Raw genomic sequence first — 16,630 nt, 5'->3', positions numbered from 1 at the left:
GGATAAAAAATGTCAGATTCTGTCAAAGTTGCATGTGTGCAATTTGCGTGCGGTGAAAGTGCGGCTTCCGATGAAGAACAGGTAAAACGCAATATAGAGACAGCGGGAAGGCTTGCTTTGGAGGCTGCGCAGAATGGAGCAAAACTCATTCTTCTTTCTGAGCTTTTTGAGAGGAAGTATTTTTGTCAGGAGAGAAGGTATGAGTATTACGAACTTGCAGAACCTGCTCTTTCCAATCCTGCTGTTATATATTTCAAAGATTTCTGCAAAAAGAATAAGGTTGTAATGCCTATAAGTATTTTTGAGAAAGATGAGAATGTATTTTACAATACGGTAGTCATGATCGATTCAGACGGCGAGATTGTCGATATTTACAGAAAGACTCATATTCCGGACGATCATTATTATCAGGAAAAATTCTACTTTACTCCCGGAAATACCGGTTTTAAGGTGTTTAAAACCTCTGTCGGAAATGTCGGAGTCGGAATATGCTGGGATCAGTGGTTTCCTGAGACGGCAAGATGTCTTGCCATAAAAGGCGCGGATATTATCCTTTATCCTACAGCAATCGGTTCAGAGCCTATTCTTGATGTTGACAGTTCAGGGCATTGGATGAGAACGATGCAGGGACATTCAGCTGCAAATGTTATTCCTGTTGCCGCTGCAAACAGGATAGGAACGGAAACAGTTACTCCTTGCGAAGAAAATGGCAATCAGAGCTCAAGCTTATGCTTTTACGGATGCAGCTTCCTTACCGACGAGACGGGAGAGGTTATTTCAAAAGCAAGCCGTGACAAGGAAGAAATCATATATGCCGAATACAATTTTGCAGAAAACAGAAAAATGAGATCTTCATGGGGACTGTTCAGGGACAGAAGACCTGAATGCTATGGAGATATCGTTAAGTAAAAAGATAATTATATAATGCGAAAAAGCGCCGCTTCTTTGATATATGACCAAAGAAACGGCGCTAGCATTTCGCTCGCGAAATGCTCTTTTTCTGTTGTAGTAAAATAAATTATTTGTATGAAAAAAGCTATTGCTTATTCATAAAGCGTAATAATATCAGTGACCGTGCTTTTGTTTTCAGCTTCCGGCGCCTCACCTGTGGCTTGATTGAAGAAATCCGGATTGTATTTATTGATAATCGCATTTATGGCTTCTTCAGTATCTTTATCAGGATCAAGATTCGCCTTGAGGTCATTAAGCGGAACAATGATTCTTTTATCAATTGTTTTGCTTTCGTTGTCGATTATTGTAATTCCAACGTTTCTAAGGAGCATTTCTCCGGACATGATAGGCTCGTCTTTTTCACCTGAAAAGAAGAGGGTATGAGAGTGGGCATCAAGAATAAGGTCGACAGGATTGGAATCGCCATCGGATAAATTGGTGTAAATGTCAATGCTTCTGTTATCTGTTACGCTGTCCTCTAAACCTAAGTGCGAAAGACATATTACGATATTTGCGCCTTGTTTTCTGAGTTCATCGGCCTGATTTTGAGCGCAAGTGTACAGAGCCTTATCTTTTAAGATTTTGTAATTGGAAGATTTAGTTGAAGCTTCGGGGGCAAGCAAGCCAAAGAAGCCTATTTTCAGATCTGACGACGGACTTTCATAGAGATAGTTTGCATCGCACAGATATTGCTTGCTGCCGATACTTTTGAAGTCCTCAAGTGAAAGAGTGCCTTTTTTTCCTTTGTCTTTCAGTGTTTTTGAGACATCTTCCTTGAGTATGTTGGAGTTGATCAATTTAAATTTTGCTTCCGGAGCATTTTTGCTATAAGCATCAAAACCATACTCGAATTCATGATTTCCCAAAGTTGCAAGATCGTATCCGACTGCGTTCATAGCAAGAACACCGGCAAAGCCTTTACTTTTTTCCATGCAGCCTGCGCTGTCTGCGCCGGGATTCCCTTTTTCCTTTTTGTCTTGGCTGAAATCTCCTGAGTCAACGAGAATGACATCGGAGTGTAGATCATTTTTGAAGAAATTTTTTAGAGATGCTACATACGGATATTTCTGAATAGCACCGTGAACGTCATTTGTAGAAATAATAACTGTTTTGCCGGAGAGGTCTTTGCCTTCTTCTGCGAGTTTTTTGAATTCGGAGATGCTTCCGGGGTCCGAGGTTTTGTACTTATAAGAAACGATTTTTTCTTCTGCGTGGGCAACGGATGTACCGAAACCTGAAGAAAGAAACATGAATGTTGCCATTGCTAAAGACATTACGACCCGAATGGCAGGTGATTTGTTTACATTGTGTCTTGTCATACTACTACCTCCTTTGCTGCTAAAAAACTGTGTTGTGACGTGTAGTAAGCATTTTGGCGCCAATGCTTATTGATAGTATAACTTAAAAATGGATTAAATAAAAGGCTTATTTTATTCCGTATAAAACTAAACTAAATTTAGAAAGAGCCACTCCTTTGATATATGATCAAAAAAGTGGCTCAATATATTTAATGATTTATTACGTTTGTAATTAAATTTAATTGCTGAATGTCTGTCCTGAAGGAGCAGGAGCGCCATCGGGCTTAGCCGGAGCTGTTACGGTACTTTGACCTTTTGGAGCCGCGGCACCGTCAGGTTTAGCCGGGGAGGTTACACCTTTTGGCTGAGGTTGCGCTTCAGCATTTGCCTTAGGAGTAGGTTTGCCTGTTCCCTGCTGCTTGCCGGGTGTGGGCTTTGGCTGAGGTGTCTTTCCTGAGCATCCGCCGTTTGAGTCGCAATCCCAATCCCAGTCGCAATCCCAGTTCCAATCCCAGTCATCGCAATCTGCTTCGCCGAAGAGGTTGAAGCCGAATGATCCGAGCATGTTGTCGATGAAGCTTGAAACGTTCTTATCTGCACCGAGACCCTGTATAATGTCATCGAGCTTGAAAAGGAAATTGTCTTCGATTGACTTACTGTTGTTATCGATGATAGTTACACCGATGTTACGAAGAAGCATGTCTGCGAGCTTAAGAGGAATAGCGCTTTCGCCGCCTGCGAACAATGAGCATCCGTCAAGGATCAAGTCGATAATGTCAGAACCTGTTGATCCACCTTTTACGCTGCTCTTTCCGCTTCCTGAGCCGAAGAGACTGCCTAAGAAATCAAAAATGCCGCTTCCGCCGCCTTTTACGCTGCCTTTTGCGTTGTCACCAAGACCAAGCTGTGAGAGGCAGATAACAAGGTCTGCACCGTCTTCTTTTAAGCCTTCAGCCTGCTGCTCGGCGCAAGTATACCAATCATTGCACTTTGAAAGATCACAGCTTGATGATCCGCCTGCGTAAGCTTCAAATTCAGGAAGTCCAAAGAATCCGATCTTCATATCTGAATCGGCACAGTCATAAACGAAGCTGTTATCACATACATAGTCTTTTTGCATAATGTTTTCAAAACAATCGGAAGAGTGGTAGTAGTCCTGACCTTTTCCCTTTGTGCACTGTGAGACAGCCTTGTCGGCGTTGTCGAAACTAATGATGTTACATTCTGTATTGAAAAAATCTTTTTTATTATTATCGTATCCGTCTCCGAATCCGTAATTTCCGAAATTAGCATAATCATAACCTGCTGCGTTCATAGCAAGGAAAGCAGCATAATCATTGTCATATGTGTTCATCCAGTTATCGGCACATGTGCCTGAGCTCCAGTAGCTGTCCATCTTATAATCCTGACAGAAGTCACCTGAGTCGATCAAAACGACGTCAGACTTCAGATCGTTTTCGAAAAAGTTCTTAAGTGATGCAACGTACGGATATTTTTCAAAATCGCATTGCGCATCATTGGTTGAAAGAATAACTGTTTTGTCTGATAAATCTTTTCCTTCTTGAGCCATTTGAATAAACTGTGAAAGGTCGCCGATACCTGACGTGTTATTCATATATACACCTTCTTTTCCACCGGCGTGAGCGACTGATGCGCCAAGCCCGGAAGTAAGAAAGATTGTTGATGCCAGTGCTAATGACATAACGGACCTGATTGTGGGTGCTTTGTGTTTTTTTGTCATACTATTACCTCCTTAAATGTTAAAACCCCTGTAACTAAAAATGCATTTCTCTCCAATGCACAGTAATAGTATAACTTAAAACTTAACATTTTAAAAGAGGCTATTTTGATTTTCTTTGAATTTCAAGGAGTTCAGACGAATTAAAGTTATACTTTTTGTTACAAAAATGACAACAAAGTTCCACCGGCTTACCCTCGTCGATCAGCTCCTGGAGTTCTTTCTTGCCAAGTAGCATGAGAGCACGTTCAACCTTGTCTTTATCGCAATTGCAATAAAAATTTAAATCAATTTTATCTGTTATTTCGATATTAAATCCGTCGAGAAGAATGTTAAGTAAATCTTCAGGAGTCTTTCCGGCCTTGAGAATATCGGTAACTGAAGTGAATTTGGTGAGGTTTTCCTCGAGTTTTGCTATAGTTTCTTCGGCAGCGAATGGCAGAAGCTGGATAATGAAGCCACCTGCAGCTATAACGGAGAGGTTTTCTCTTTCAACGAGGACACCGAGACCTACAGAAGATGGTGTCTGTTCCGATTTGGTGAAATAGTATGTGAGATCTTCGGCGACTTCTCCGGTGTAGAGAGGAACCTGGCCGACATAGGGCTCTTTTAATCCCATGTCCCTGATAACCGTGAGTGTTCCTTCACCTATTCCGCCACCTACATTTAAGTGACCTGATGCGTTTGGTTCCATTATTACGTAGGGATTTACTGCATAGCCTTTTACATTTCCGAAGCGGTCGGCTGTTGCGAGAACTCCTTTTAAAGGGCCGTCACCGTCCATCTTAACGGTGATAAGATCCTGATCGTTGTCCATCATTGTTCCCATCATAACGGTACCTGTCATGAGACGTCCGAGGGCTGCGGCTGCAATGGGAGAGAGGTTGTGAGCCTTTCTTGCATATTCCGCAAGATCTCTTGTTGTTGCGGCGAAAGCTCTGATCTGAGCGTCTGCGGCAGTTGCGCGTACCATATAATCTTTGTATGACATGTTATATCCTCAACTTTCTTATAAAATGAAAAATTATCCTTATTAACCGTAATGAATAATAAATGATTTTTTTATCAAAGTAAATAATATTAGTATTTACTGTATTTTTGATAGGTTTGGCGGATTGACATATATTTAACGCACGGATATAATTATATTGTATAATCCTTAACAATCTATAGTATAAAAACGTGTCAAAAAAGTAATAATACTTATGAAATTCACATTAAAAATATGATAAAGGAGCAGAATATGGCAGATAAGGAAATATCTCAGGCGGTCATTTCCAGACTTCCGCGCTATTTCAGATATTTGGGAGACCTCAAAGAGAAAGGGGTTGAGAGAATATCATCACAAGAGCTCAGCGACATCATGAAAGTTACTGCTTCTCAGATAAGGCAGGATTTTAATAATTTCGGCGGTTTCGGTCAGCAGGGATATGGATATAACGTAGGTTATCTGTATGATGAGATCAGTAAGATACTGGGAATAGACAAAGAACACAGCCTTGTTATTATCGGTGCCGGCCATCTTGGTAAAGCAATAGCCGGTTATACAAACTTTACAAGAAGAGGTTTTGTATTTAAAGGAGCTTTTGACTGTGATCCTACCTTGTACGGAACCAGGATAAGGGACGTGGAAGTGCGCCCTATCGATGAGGTTGAAGACTTTATCAAGAATAATAAGATAGAGATCGCGGTTCTGACAATTCCTAAAGATCAGGCTGTTCCTATGGCGCATAAGCTGTGCAACTGCGGTATTAAGGCTATTTGGAACTTTGCGCATGTTGATCTCGAAGTGCCTGACTATATTGTGGTAGAAAATGTACATTTATCTGACAGTCTGATGAAATTATCGTATAATATAAACAGGTCAGAAAAAATGTTTAACTCAGGTGAGAAAAACTAATGGCAAATGACAAAGAATCATATAAGTCTGCATTACAGGGGAAGAACATTCCCATATTGACGCTGGACAACAAATGGCACCAGCTTTTTACGCAGACGGAGATGACACCGGAGATCTCGGATCTTTCGGATGAATTGAATGCACTTGTCGAACGCGATGGTAAGATACGCAGCGAGACCAAGGATCTTAAGAAGGTTAAGAAAAAGCTTCTTGGTGAGATTGTGCCCCTTAGGGACGAAGCCAATAAGGCCGGTGACGCATCTGCTATTGAGAAAAAGATTGAAGACAGAACCAGACTTATCAACGATTGCAATGAAAGAATTGCATCTTACGATGATGAGCTCAGAGATCTTTCGAAGAAGATTTACGAGATTGATTACGAGCTTATGATCGAGACGATGAAAGTCTGCTATGAAAGACTTCATGATAATACCGACTATATAACGGAACTCGATAAATGGGTTTCGGATTTCAGGGTTGAACTCAAGAAGAATATTGTGCTCATGCAGCAGGCGGAGATGGAAAATTATAATCTCTATTCCTATATGCACCAGATATTCGGACCTGAGGTTATAGAGGTGTTTGATATGAAGTACGATCCGGATAGGAGACATCCTATTCGCAGGCCTCTTGCGGGCAATGACAAGGATTATACCGATTAGTATTTTGAAAAGATTATTGATATTAAAGAATTAAAGCTGCCCAAGTGGCAGCTTTTTTCAAAGGGGTGACAGGTTATGAAGTATGCGGTGACGAGTGATGAAATGAAGCGATATGACAGGAATACTTCGGAGAGATTCGGAGTTAAGCCTGAAATTTTGATGGAGAGAGCTTCGCTTTGCGTTGCGGATGAGATTGAGAAGTATATTACATCAAAAAATGCTGACAGAAAATATACTGTGCTTGTATTTGCCGGAGTGGGAAATAACGGCGGAGACGGAATTTGCACGGCAAGACTTCTTAAGCAGAGAGGCTTTAGAGTTAAGCTTGTGATAGTAGGAGATATGACAAAGTGCAGCGAGCTTTGTTTGCAGCAACTTAAGATTGCCGGTAACTACGGAATCAATACTGACACTTTTTCCAATATAAGAGACAACAAAAGCCCTGCTGAATGGGATATCATAGTAGATGCAATGTTTGGCATAGGAATTTCCAGAAATGTTACGGGGAACTATGCCGAAGCGATAGAATATATCAATGCCTGCAAAAAAGAGAGAAGAGACGATATTTTTGTTGTGGCGATTGATATTCCTTCGGGAATCAGTGCCGATGACGGGAGAATCTGTTCGCTTTGCGTCAAAGCTGACGAGACGGTTACTTTTAACTGCGTGAAGCTTGGACATATCTTATATCCGGGATGTGAGCATGTGGGAGAACTTGTTGTCTGTGATGCCGGAATAACTAAGGAGAGCTTTTGCGGAAATAATCCCAGGTATTTTTATTACGATGAGAAGCCGACAGCTCTTTTGCCCGAGAGAAAAAAGAATTCGAACAAAGGGACGAACGGGAAAATCCTTATAATAGCAGGATCAAAGGAAGTGAGCGGAGCATGTGCGCTGAGCGCGGGCGCATGCCTTAAATCAGGTGCCGGAATGGTCAAAGTTTTCACTGCTTCAGAAAATGCAGAGGTCATAAAAACGGTTATTCCGGAAGCTTTGATCGATACGTACGAAGACTATGAACCTGTTGCGGAGAAACTGGAACAGGCTATGAACTGGTCAACAGCGGCGGTTATAGGGCCGGGAATCGGAACGTACGGAAAAGGCGCGGAGCTTTTAAAAACAGTTCTTTCAAGATATGACAAAAACCTGGTTGTTGATGCCGATGGACTTAATCTTATCGCGTCAGACAAAGAACTTAGGAATCTTGCGGGAGATTACTGCAGAAACGGAAAGAAGCTGATTTTAACGCCTCATCTTGCGGAATTTGCAAGGCTTATCGATAAGGATATCAAAGAATGCAAGCGAAATATTCTTGTATATCCCAAGGAACTTGCGAATGAGCTTCATTGCACGGTCATCTGCAAAGATGCTCGGACTATCGTTAGTGACAGCAACGAAAAAAAGATATATATTAATATGAGCGGAAATGATGGTATGGCTACGGCAGGAAGCGGAGACGTATTGACGGGAGTTCTCGGAGCTTTCATTGGTACGGGAATCAGTGCTTTTGAATGTGCCTGCCTGGGGGCATATCTGCACGGTGCCGCGGGCGATATGGCAGCAATGCATCATGGAAGGCTTTCAATGGTTGCTTCCGATATCGTGGAGGAACTTGAGAATATTTTGAATTAGAGTAATGGATGGATCAGAAATGTACGATAAGAATTCAAGAGTCTGCGCCAAAGTGGACTTAAGTGCAATAGAATATAATCTTAAAGCGATGAAAAACAATATACCGGAAGGCGTCAAGATCATGGCGGTCATCAAAACGGATGCGTACGGTCACGGAGCTTTGAGAATTGCACGCTTTTTGGAAGATAAAGATTATATTTGGGGCTATGCGACCGCAACTGCGGAGGAAGCGTTTGAGCTTAGGGATAACGGCATAGAAAAGCCTATTCTGGTACTGGGCTATACTTTCCCTTATGCTTATGAAAAAATGCTGTCTTCAGGCATAAGACCTGCAGTTTTCAGAGAAGATATGTTAAAAGAACTTGGCGAATGCGCCGAGAAACTTTTAAAGAGCGGAACTATTAAGAAGTCTGCTCCTATTCATATAGCTGTTGATACAGGAATGTCCAGGATTGGAATTCATCATGACAAGAGCGGAGAAGAGTTCGTGGCAAAAGCTTTTGAAGTAAGCGGACTTGAAGTTGAAGGAATATTTACTCATTTTGCGAGAGCAGATGAAAAAGATCTGTCAAATGTAAAAGAAAGAGAACGCATCTTTGCTGAGTTTGTAAAGAGTGCGGAGGACGCATGCGGAAAGAGAATACCGATTCATCACTGCGCAAATTCTGCGAGTATAATAGCTGTTCCTGAGTCATCGATGGATATGGTGAGAGCGGGAGTTACTATTTACGGAATGTGGCCTTCTGACGAGGTTCCCAAGGATATAATCGATCTTAAGCCTGCAATGGAACTTACAAGTCATATAGTTATGATAAAAGATGTCCCTGAGGGAACGCCTGTAAGCTACGGTGGAACTTTTGTTACAAAAGATGCCACCCGCATCGCGACTATTCCTGTCGGATACGGAGACGGCTATCCGAGGAGCCTTTCGAATAAAGGATATGTGCTTATCGGTGGACACCGCGCAAATATCCTTGGAAGAGTATGCATGGACCAGTTTATGGTCGATGTCACCGATATTCCGGATGCGAAAGAGGGAGATGAGGTGGTTCTTCTCGGAAAAGATCCTGTTTCAGGAGAAGAGATAACGGCTGAAGCGCTCGGAGAATTGAGCGGACGCTTTAACTACGAACTCACCTGCGATATAAATCACAGAGTACCCAGAGTATATTTATAATTTTAATCAAAATGCGAGTTTACGGGCTGTCGTGCAAATGATTGTGCGATGGCTCTTTTATTTGATAGGAAATGTTCTGTGCATTAAAGCGGTAATACTCGACATGGGTACGCATTTCGTATAAAATTTTTATAGAAGTTTTGCAAGGGAGTAAATATATGATTTCTATTTTAACTACGGCGGTTAATGCGATATTGGGATTAAGCATATCTGCGCTTAAGGCTTTTTTATCCATGCTGACATGGTTTCTTAAGCTGTTTTTTAGCCTGTTGAAATATCTTTATTGCTTTTTGCCGGTGACTGCCGTTGTGTTCTGCGGGCTTTATTGCCTCAATACATTTCTTCTTATCTCGGGAAGTGCCGGTCCCGATAAGATTTCTACAGAAGCTATCACAAATGAGAAGCTTGAGCAGACAGCACAGGATTTTCTTAAGACCGGTAATTCGGAAGTCGGATTTTTTTACAAAGAACTGGTGAATTGGTGGAAGGGAGAAATCGGTAAATATGAGGGGGCACCGGCCTTTGTCTTTTTGCTTATTTTGAGTTTTGTTCTTTTGGTTCCCGTTGTCGGAGTTATTCTGGTTATAACGGTTCTTGCGTCTTACGGTAAGATACTCTTTTTTGCGGTTGCGGCCGATATGGCTTTTTATATCGGATATGCGATCCTCGGAAGAGGCTTTATGAGCGTTGCACAGAACAGATATTACAAAATGTTCCCTGACGCAGGAAAAAGAAAAGTTGTCAAAGATTATGCACGAATGAAAAAAGAAATGAATTCACTCGAGGCGGAAAGAGAAAATCTGCGAAATGAGCGTGAGGGCAGAGCTTTTTACGACGAAGCGGAAGATTATTATTCGGATGATTGCATAATACGCCATAGAAGACACCCGCAAAGAGACCGATATGAAGAGGAATTCGAAGAATACGAAGATGAGTATTACGATGATAGGAATTATGACGACCGGGGCTATGAGCAGCGCGGATATGAAGATGATTATGATGATACCGTGTATGAAGATGAGTATTATGAAGAAGAGCCTTTAGAGGATGCAAATGACTATGACAGAGAACCTGCCGTAGCCACTGCGGGTGCTCAGGGGTTTGATTTCTTTGCAGGCTGTAAAAGCAGGGAAAGCGCAGAACGAAAGTACAAAAGCCTTGTAAAACTCTATCATCCCGACAACATGGATGGCGATAACGGTGCGCTACAGGAGATAAATGTACAGTACGATAAGGTAAAGAAGCAATTTAGCTAATATTGTCGGAATTGTATATAGTACATTATGCTAAAATGTGGTATATTTTAATTTGAGGTTTTAGGTTTATTTTAATCAATCACGCATTAGGAGGGCTGATTATGGACGAAGGCTTGCCTTCAGTCAGTTTTCTTTTACTTGCGGCGGCTCTTTTAGCAGATATCTTTGTTTTCGGGTTTGGGGCGGCGATAACCCGCGTCAAGGAAGAGGATGTCGAGAAGAGAAGCCAGGAGAACAAAGATAAAGTTGCATCGGGACTTCTTGATATCCTGAAAGATCCCGAGAAACATTTAGGAGCCATAAATGTTTTTGCAATGGCTGTAAATATGGTCCTTGGTGGACTTGTTACAAGAGGAATCGGGCGATGTGTCATAAGGTCTTTTGCTATAGACGACAGTTTCCTTATGAAGGGCATCATTTATATTTTGACCGGTGTGGTAATACTTCTTCTTACGATGAGCTTTGGTGTGATAATACCGGAGCGGCTTGCAGTCAGGAAGCCTGACAGGTGGGCGGTGGTATGTTATTATCCTGTAGTTTTCATAAGGTTTTTGGTAGCTCCGCTTGTTGTGATAATAAGAGGAATTTCCGGAGCGGTTCTTTATCTTTTCGGAGTGAGGGGAGATGAGAATTTATCCGATGTCACTACTGAAGGAATAATCTCCATGGTGTCCGAAGGACAGGAACAGGGAGTACTTCAGGAGACCGAGGCGGATATGATATCTAATATTTTTGAGTTTTCGGATAAAGAAGCTCAGGATATTATGACCAACAGAAATGCCATGGTCGCAATTGATGCAAATATGACTCTTAAGCAGGCTGTAGAATTCATGATGGATACCAATAATTCCAGATTCCCGGTCTATCTTGATGATATAGATCATATCATCGGTATTATGCATATACGTGACGCAATGAAGAAGCTTTCCAAAGAAACGGATGACAATCTTCCGATCAGGAAGATCAAAGGACTTCTTCGTCAGCCCAAATTTGTTCCCGAGACCAGAAATATTGATTCTCTCTTTCATAATATGCAGTCTTCCAAGACTCAGATGGTAGTTGTTATCGATGAGTACGGTCAGACGGCGGGACTTGTGTCCATGGAAGACATCCTTGAGGAAATCGTAGGAAATATCATGGATGAGTATGATGAAGATGAGAACTATATCAAGCCTACCAAGAACAGGGATGAATTTATCGTTGAGGGCACAACGCCAATAGAAGTATTGGAAAAGAAATTTGAAATGTCTTTCGGTGAGTTGGAGTTTGAGACTCTGAACGGATTTTTAATCTCCAAACTTGACAGAATACCGGAGGAAGACGACGAATTTAGCGTCGAGGCAGATGGCTACAGTTTCTCGATACTTTCCGTAGGAAATCATATGGTACAGAGTGTGCTTATGAGGAAGCTTCACAAAGAAGAGGCTGAAGCAGAGGAAAAGGTATCGGAATTAGCAAAATAGTTTATATATCAGTAATGAAAGGAATTTTTATATGTCAGGACATTCAAAATTTGCTAACATCAAGCACAAAAAAGAAAAAAATGATGCGGCAAAGGGTAAGATTTTTACTATTATCGGTAGAGAAATAGCAGTTGCCGTTAAAGAGGGCGGCCCGGATCCGAATAATAACTTCAAACTTGCAACGGTTATTGCAAAAGCTAAGGCAAACAACATGCCCAACGATACTATCGAGAGAGGTATCAAGAAAGCTTCCGGCGCAGAAGGCGGAGTTGATTACAAGAGCATCACTTACGAAGGATACGGCCCCGGAGGAACAGCCATCATCGTTGAGGCTCTTACAGACAACCAGAATAGAACCGCAGCTAACGTAAAGAGTGCTTTCACAAAAGGAAACGGAAATGTAGGTACTCCCGGCTGTGTATCATATATGTTTGACAATAAGGGACAGATCCTTATCGACAAAGAAGAATGCAAGATGTCTTCAGACGATCTTATGATGCTTGTTCTTGATGCAGGCGCAGATGATTTTAATGAAGAAGATGACAGCTATGAGATTCTTACAACACCTGAGAACTTCCAGGCAGTTGTTGAAGCTTTAGGCAAAGAAAAAATTGAAACAGCATCCGCTGAGGTTACTATGATTCCTCAGAATTACGTATCTGTTACAGATCCCGATACTGTTAAATATCTTCAGAGAATACTCGATCTTCTCGATGAAGATGATGATGTTCAGGCTGTATATCATAACTGGGAAGAGCCTGAAGAATAATATTTAGATTATTATTCATTTTACTAGATTATGATGGGAATAATACGAGGGGAGTCCTAAGAAATGAAACTGAGACGAAAAATACCGACATTGTGCATATGGTTGTTATTTACACTGGTTAATGCGTTGATGGTTGGTCGTTCAGGCTTTTCTTTAGGACTGTTTCCTGCCTCGAACCGACTCGGATATACATTGATGTTTTCTTCGCTCGGAATAATCTGGATGAATGCTGTTACACTTCTTGCCGGAAAAGTGTGCGACAATATGAAGTTATACAGGTTCGCACCAAAAAAATCATTCGAGATTATTTACAAGGTTCTTATTGCCGGTCTTGTCATTGCGGCATTTATTTACAGATACAGACTCATTTCGGTCGGTGAAGTGAATTTTTCAGGTAATCCTTTAGTTGATAATGCGCTTATTGGATCACGTGGTGTTTCATATGAGCAGGATCTTTTATCTATTACATATTCCAAATTTCTCAGCTTTTTAATGATCTTTACCGGAAATATGGCAGAAACAGTGTGTTTTTATGAAGCTTTTCTGGCATGTATTTTTATCTTGCTTACAGGCTCGGCGGTCAAGTTACTTTTAGGACCTGCGGCTTCAATTGTTTACACGGCTTATGTATCATTCATGCCTGCATTTGTTAAGAGCTTTGCAGATAAAGAACTCAATACAAACAGAGTATTCTATGCTATGTTTGCTTTTGAGATCTTTGTCGTGGCGCGTTATCTCAAACAGATATACACTGTGGAATGCAAAGGGCCGGCATTTATTATTCTGTTTTTCCTTGTTGGCGTAACGGTAGGATTTATGGGGTATGTAGACGCCGGAACTTTCGTGGCAATCTTCCCGTTTTTACTGTCTGTTCTTTTCATGTCTGAAGGAAGTTTTTCAAACGGAGCAAAGAGCCTTGTGGTCGTTGGAAGCGGAACAGTGCTGACCTTTTTGATCATGATGTTACAGGAAGCGGGCTTTGGACATGTGCCTACAGTTTTTTCCAATTGGCTTTCATATTATTTCCATACATTTGATACGAACTTTTTAGATCAGCCTTTCTTTATTTTCCCGGATTTCAAGCTTCCATATCTAATCACATTGGTTGTGATGTCAGGTGTGTTTGCCGGATATCTCAGAAGTAAAGATGCAGAAAATATAATACCTTGGCTTTTTGGGATGTTATATCTTTTTATCATGCAGCCGACTCTTGGAAAAACCAGGGTGACATCTCAGTTTATGGTAACCATGTACTACGGCTTTATTATCGGCTGCGTTGCCATGCTTACTTCACATGGGCCTAAAAAAGAGACTGATATTGTTGAGGAAGATGAAGAGCTCGATGAAGATGCGGAGCGTGAAAACGGCTATGCATATAAGCGGGCTACGGATATGAATGATTTCGGCAATGCGGCAGAAAATCCTCTTGCTGCAAGAAACCGCCGTGCGACAGATCGTCGTGAAGGCTTCATGACGGGAGAACTGATTGGCGAAAGAGAAATGTTGAATCGCGATGATGCTTATGAAAAAGAGCTTCGTGAGAAAAAACGCCGTGAGAGAGAAGAACGTGCAAAAGAAAGACGCGAGCGCCGTGAACAGCAGGCTCGTGAAAGAGGTTTGCGCTTACAGGAAGAGCGTGAAAGAGAGCGCGAAGAGGAAGGACAGTACACAAAACAGATCGATGCGGAAGAAGTCCGCGAAAGAGAACTTGCGGAGCAGGAAGCTGTTGAAAAACGTGCAACAAAGATTTTTGACCAGGATGATGAAAGAAATCGTCGCGACAACGAAGAGCTTCAGGAAGAAGAAGCTCGTGAGATGGAGCGACGTGATATAGAAGAACGCGCTAAAATTCTCAGAGAAAGAGCAAAGCAGAAGAGATTTATGCGTGATCGTGCCGATTCGGAAGACGCAGAAGAGCAGGAAAGACTTCAGCGTGAACAGGAAGAGCGCGAAGAAGAGGAAAGACTTCAGCGCGAGAAGGAAGAACGCGAGGAGCAGGAAAGACTTCAGCGTGAACAGGAAGAGCGCGAAGAACAGGAGAGACTTCAGCGTGAGCAGGCTGAGCGTGAAGAGCAGGAAAGACTGCAGCGCGAGCAGGCTGAGCGTGAAGAACAGGAAAGAAAACAGCGTGAACAGGAAGAACGTGAGCGAATTCTTCGCGAGCAGGAAGAGCTCGTAAGACAGCGCCGCGAGCAAGAAAAGCGCGAAGAGCAGGAAAGACTTCAGCGTGAACAGGCAGAGCGTGAGGAACAGGAGAGACTCCGCCGCGAGCAGGAAGAACGCGAAGAGCAGGAAAGACTTCAGCGTGAGCAGGCAGAGCGTGAGGAACAGGAGAGACTCCGCCGTGAGCAGGAAGAGCGCGAGGAACAGGAGAGACTCCGCCGTGAGCAGGAAGAGCGCGAGGAACAGGAGAGACTTCGTCGCGAGCAGGAAGAACGCGAAGAACAGGAGAGACTGCAGCGTGAGCAGGCAGAACGCGAAGAACAGGAAAGACTGCAGCGTGAGCAGGCAGAGCGCGAGGAACAGGAGAGACTCCGCCGTGAGCAGGAAGAGCGCGAAGAACAGGAAAGACAGCAGCGTGAGCAGGCAGAGCGCGAGGAGCAGGAAAGACTGCAGCGTGAGCAGGCAGAACGCGAGATACAGGAAAGACTCCTGCGCGAACAGGCAAGACATCAGCATGAGCAGGCTGAGCGTGAAAGAATACTTCACGAACAGGAAGCGCGTGCTAAGATGCTTCGTGAAAAAGTTGCGCGTGCAAGACTTTTGCGCGAGCAAGAAAATCAGGAGGAGCAAGATAAATTGCAACTTGAGGAAGCAACACGTAGCAAGATTCTTAGGGAACGAGAGGAACGTGAGAGATTACAACGTGAACAGGAAGCTCTTGAGAGAGTCAGAAGAGAACAGGGAGAGAGCATAAGACATCAGCGTGAGGAAGAGAATCAGGACGAACAGGCAAGAATACAGCGTGAGCAGGAAGCACGTATAAGATTGCAGCGTGCAAGACAGCTTCGTGAGCAGGCAGAACGAGAGAGACTTCTTTTCGAGGAACCTGTTCAGCTTGAGGCTGAGGTAAGTGTTCATGATGTCCATGATGAAATATTTAAAGAGATAGAAGAACGCAGGAAAAAGCCGCGTGAACAGCAGGAACAGGAAATTCGTCAGCGTGAACTTGAAGAGCAGGCGAGGGCAATGCGTTCCAAAGAAGATCAAGAAGAGCTTGCCCGTATCCAGCAGGAACAGCAGGATCGCATAAGATTGCAGCGTGCTAAGATTCTTCGCGAGCAGGCTGAGCGTGCAAGGCTCATTGAGAAAGAAGAGCGTGAGAATGCACTTCGTGAACAGCAGGAACGTGAAAATGCTTTCAGGGCACAGCAGGAAAATGAACGTCGTGAGCAGGAAGAACGCAAGGAGCGCGAAAGACTTCAGCTTGAGCAGGAAGAACAGGCAGAACGTGAAAGACTTCAGCGCGAACAGGAAGAGCGTGATGCACGCGTAAGAGAGCTTCGTGAGAAGGCGGAGCGAGCAAAGCGTGAGAAGCTTCAGCGTGAGCAGGAAGAACGTGCTAGAATTTTGCGCGAGCGTGAAGAGCATGAAAGAGAAATGCGTGAACGTGCAGAGCGTGAAAGACTTCAGCGCGAGCAGGCAGAGCGTGAGGAGCGCGAAAGACAGCAGCGTGAGCAGGCAGAACGAGAAGAGCGCGAAAGACAGCAGCGTGAGCAGGCGGAGCGTGAGGAGCGCGAAAGACAGCAGCGCGAGCAGGCAGAGCGAGAAGAGCGTGAGAGAC

Annotated in this window: 12 protein-coding genes; 9 read left to right on the top strand and 3 right to left on the bottom strand. The window is 43.1% G+C overall.

Going from position 1 to position 16,630, the window contains the following annotated elements:
* The first annotated feature begins 9 nt into the window (after nucleotides 1-9).
* Nucleotides 10-909 (top strand): nitrilase-related carbon-nitrogen hydrolase, encoded by a 900-nt coding sequence (locus tag T356_RS0106255; protein WP_026513754.1) that lies wholly within the window; start codon nucleotides 10-12, stop codon nucleotides 907-909.
* 134 nt (nucleotides 910-1,043) lie between these two features.
* On the opposite strand, the gene T356_RS0106250 is transcribed toward T356_RS0106255, so the two are convergent.
* The 3 genes from T356_RS0106250 to hslO all read right to left on the bottom strand — a co-directional run bounded on the left by T356_RS0106250 (nucleotide 1,044) and on the right by hslO (nucleotide 4,978).
* Nucleotides 1,044-2,270, bottom strand: coding sequence for a metallophosphoesterase (locus T356_RS0106250; protein WP_026513753.1), 1,227 nt, complete (start codon nucleotides 2,268-2,270; stop codon nucleotides 1,044-1,046).
* Nucleotides 2,271-2,487: 217 nt separating this feature from the next.
* Nucleotides 2,488-3,990: a hypothetical protein gene (locus tag T356_RS0106245; RefSeq protein ID WP_026513752.1), complete on the bottom strand. Its 1,503-nt coding sequence runs from the start codon at nucleotides 3,988-3,990 to the stop codon at nucleotides 2,488-2,490.
* 100 nt (nucleotides 3,991-4,090) lie between these two features.
* Nucleotides 4,091-4,978, bottom strand: a complete 888-nt coding sequence (hslO, locus tag T356_RS0106240) for an Hsp33 family molecular chaperone HslO (protein ID WP_026513751.1) — start codon at nucleotides 4,976-4,978, stop codon at nucleotides 4,091-4,093.
* Nucleotides 4,979-5,230: 252 nt separating this feature from the next.
* Here hslO and T356_RS0106235 point away from each other — a divergent pair, with 252 nt between their 5' ends.
* The 8 genes from T356_RS0106235 to T356_RS20225 all read left to right on the top strand — a co-directional run.
* Nucleotides 5,231-5,887 (top strand): redox-sensing transcriptional repressor Rex, encoded by a 657-nt coding sequence (locus T356_RS0106235; RefSeq protein ID WP_026513750.1) that lies wholly within the window; start codon nucleotides 5,231-5,233, stop codon nucleotides 5,885-5,887.
* The gene (locus T356_RS0106230) at nucleotides 5,887-6,549 is read left to right on the top strand and encodes a hypothetical protein (RefSeq protein WP_026513749.1); all 663 of its coding nucleotides are present in this window, start codon (nucleotides 5,887-5,889) and stop codon (nucleotides 6,547-6,549) included. Before T356_RS0106235 ends, T356_RS0106230 begins: the two co-directional genes overlap by 1 nt.
* A 75-nt stretch (nucleotides 6,550-6,624) precedes the next feature.
* Entirely contained in the window at nucleotides 6,625-8,181 is a 1,557-nt protein-coding gene (locus tag T356_RS0106225; RefSeq protein WP_026513748.1) for an NAD(P)H-hydrate dehydratase, read from the top strand.
* 19 nt (nucleotides 8,182-8,200) lie between these two features.
* Nucleotides 8,201-9,358 carry an alanine racemase gene (gene alr / locus T356_RS0106220; protein WP_026513747.1) on the top strand — a complete coding sequence of 386 codons (1,158 nt, stop codon included), beginning with the start codon at nucleotides 8,201-8,203 and terminating at the stop codon, nucleotides 9,356-9,358.
* Nucleotides 9,359-9,516: 158 nt separating this feature from the next.
* Nucleotides 9,517-10,614 carry a hypothetical protein gene (locus tag T356_RS0106215; RefSeq protein ID WP_026513746.1) on the top strand — a complete coding sequence of 366 codons (1,098 nt, stop codon included), beginning with the start codon at nucleotides 9,517-9,519 and terminating at the stop codon, nucleotides 10,612-10,614.
* A 101-nt stretch (nucleotides 10,615-10,715) separates the two neighbouring features.
* A complete protein-coding gene (locus T356_RS0106210) occupies nucleotides 10,716-12,077 on the top strand; it encodes a hemolysin family protein (protein WP_026513745.1) in 1,362 nt (453 codons plus the stop codon).
* A 31-nt stretch (nucleotides 12,078-12,108) separates the two neighbouring features.
* Complete coding sequence (locus T356_RS0106205) at nucleotides 12,109-12,846, top strand: YebC/PmpR family DNA-binding transcriptional regulator (protein WP_026513744.1); 738 nt, start codon at nucleotides 12,109-12,111, stop codon at nucleotides 12,844-12,846.
* A 63-nt stretch (nucleotides 12,847-12,909) separates the two neighbouring features.
* Nucleotides 12,910-16,630: hypothetical protein (locus T356_RS20225; protein ID WP_197020887.1), on the top strand; the 3,721-nt coding region annotated here is incomplete at its 3' end.

It is taken from the genome of Butyrivibrio sp. LB2008 (assembly GCF_000621565.1).
GTDB lineage: Bacteria > Bacillota > Clostridia > Lachnospirales > Lachnospiraceae > Butyrivibrio.
This window is presented reverse-complemented; position numbering and strand designations above follow the sequence as displayed.

Coding starts and splice junctions, on each gene's coding strand:
- T356_RS0106255 (WP_026513754.1), top strand. CDS start 10: ATGTCAGATTCTGTCAAAGTTGCATGTGTGCAATTTGCGTGCGGTGAA.
- T356_RS0106250 (WP_026513753.1), bottom strand. CDS start 2,270: ATGACAAGACACAATGTAAACAAATCACCTGCCATTCGGGTCGTAATG.
- T356_RS0106245 (WP_026513752.1), bottom strand. CDS start 3,990: ATGACAAAAAAACACAAAGCACCCACAATCAGGTCCGTTATGTCATTA.
- hslO (WP_026513751.1), bottom strand. CDS start 4,978: ATGTCATACAAAGATTATATGGTACGCGCAACTGCCGCAGACGCTCAG.
- T356_RS0106235 (WP_026513750.1), top strand. CDS start 5,231: ATGGCAGATAAGGAAATATCTCAGGCGGTCATTTCCAGACTTCCGCGC.
- T356_RS0106230 (WP_026513749.1), top strand. CDS start 5,887: ATGGCAAATGACAAAGAATCATATAAGTCTGCATTACAGGGGAAGAAC.
- T356_RS0106225 (WP_026513748.1), top strand. CDS start 6,625: ATGAAGTATGCGGTGACGAGTGATGAAATGAAGCGATATGACAGGAAT.
- alr (WP_026513747.1), top strand. CDS start 8,201: ATGTACGATAAGAATTCAAGAGTCTGCGCCAAAGTGGACTTAAGTGCA.
- T356_RS0106215 (WP_026513746.1), top strand. CDS start 9,517: ATGATTTCTATTTTAACTACGGCGGTTAATGCGATATTGGGATTAAGC.
- T356_RS0106210 (WP_026513745.1), top strand. CDS start 10,716: ATGGACGAAGGCTTGCCTTCAGTCAGTTTTCTTTTACTTGCGGCGGCT.
- T356_RS0106205 (WP_026513744.1), top strand. CDS start 12,109: ATGTCAGGACATTCAAAATTTGCTAACATCAAGCACAAAAAAGAAAAA.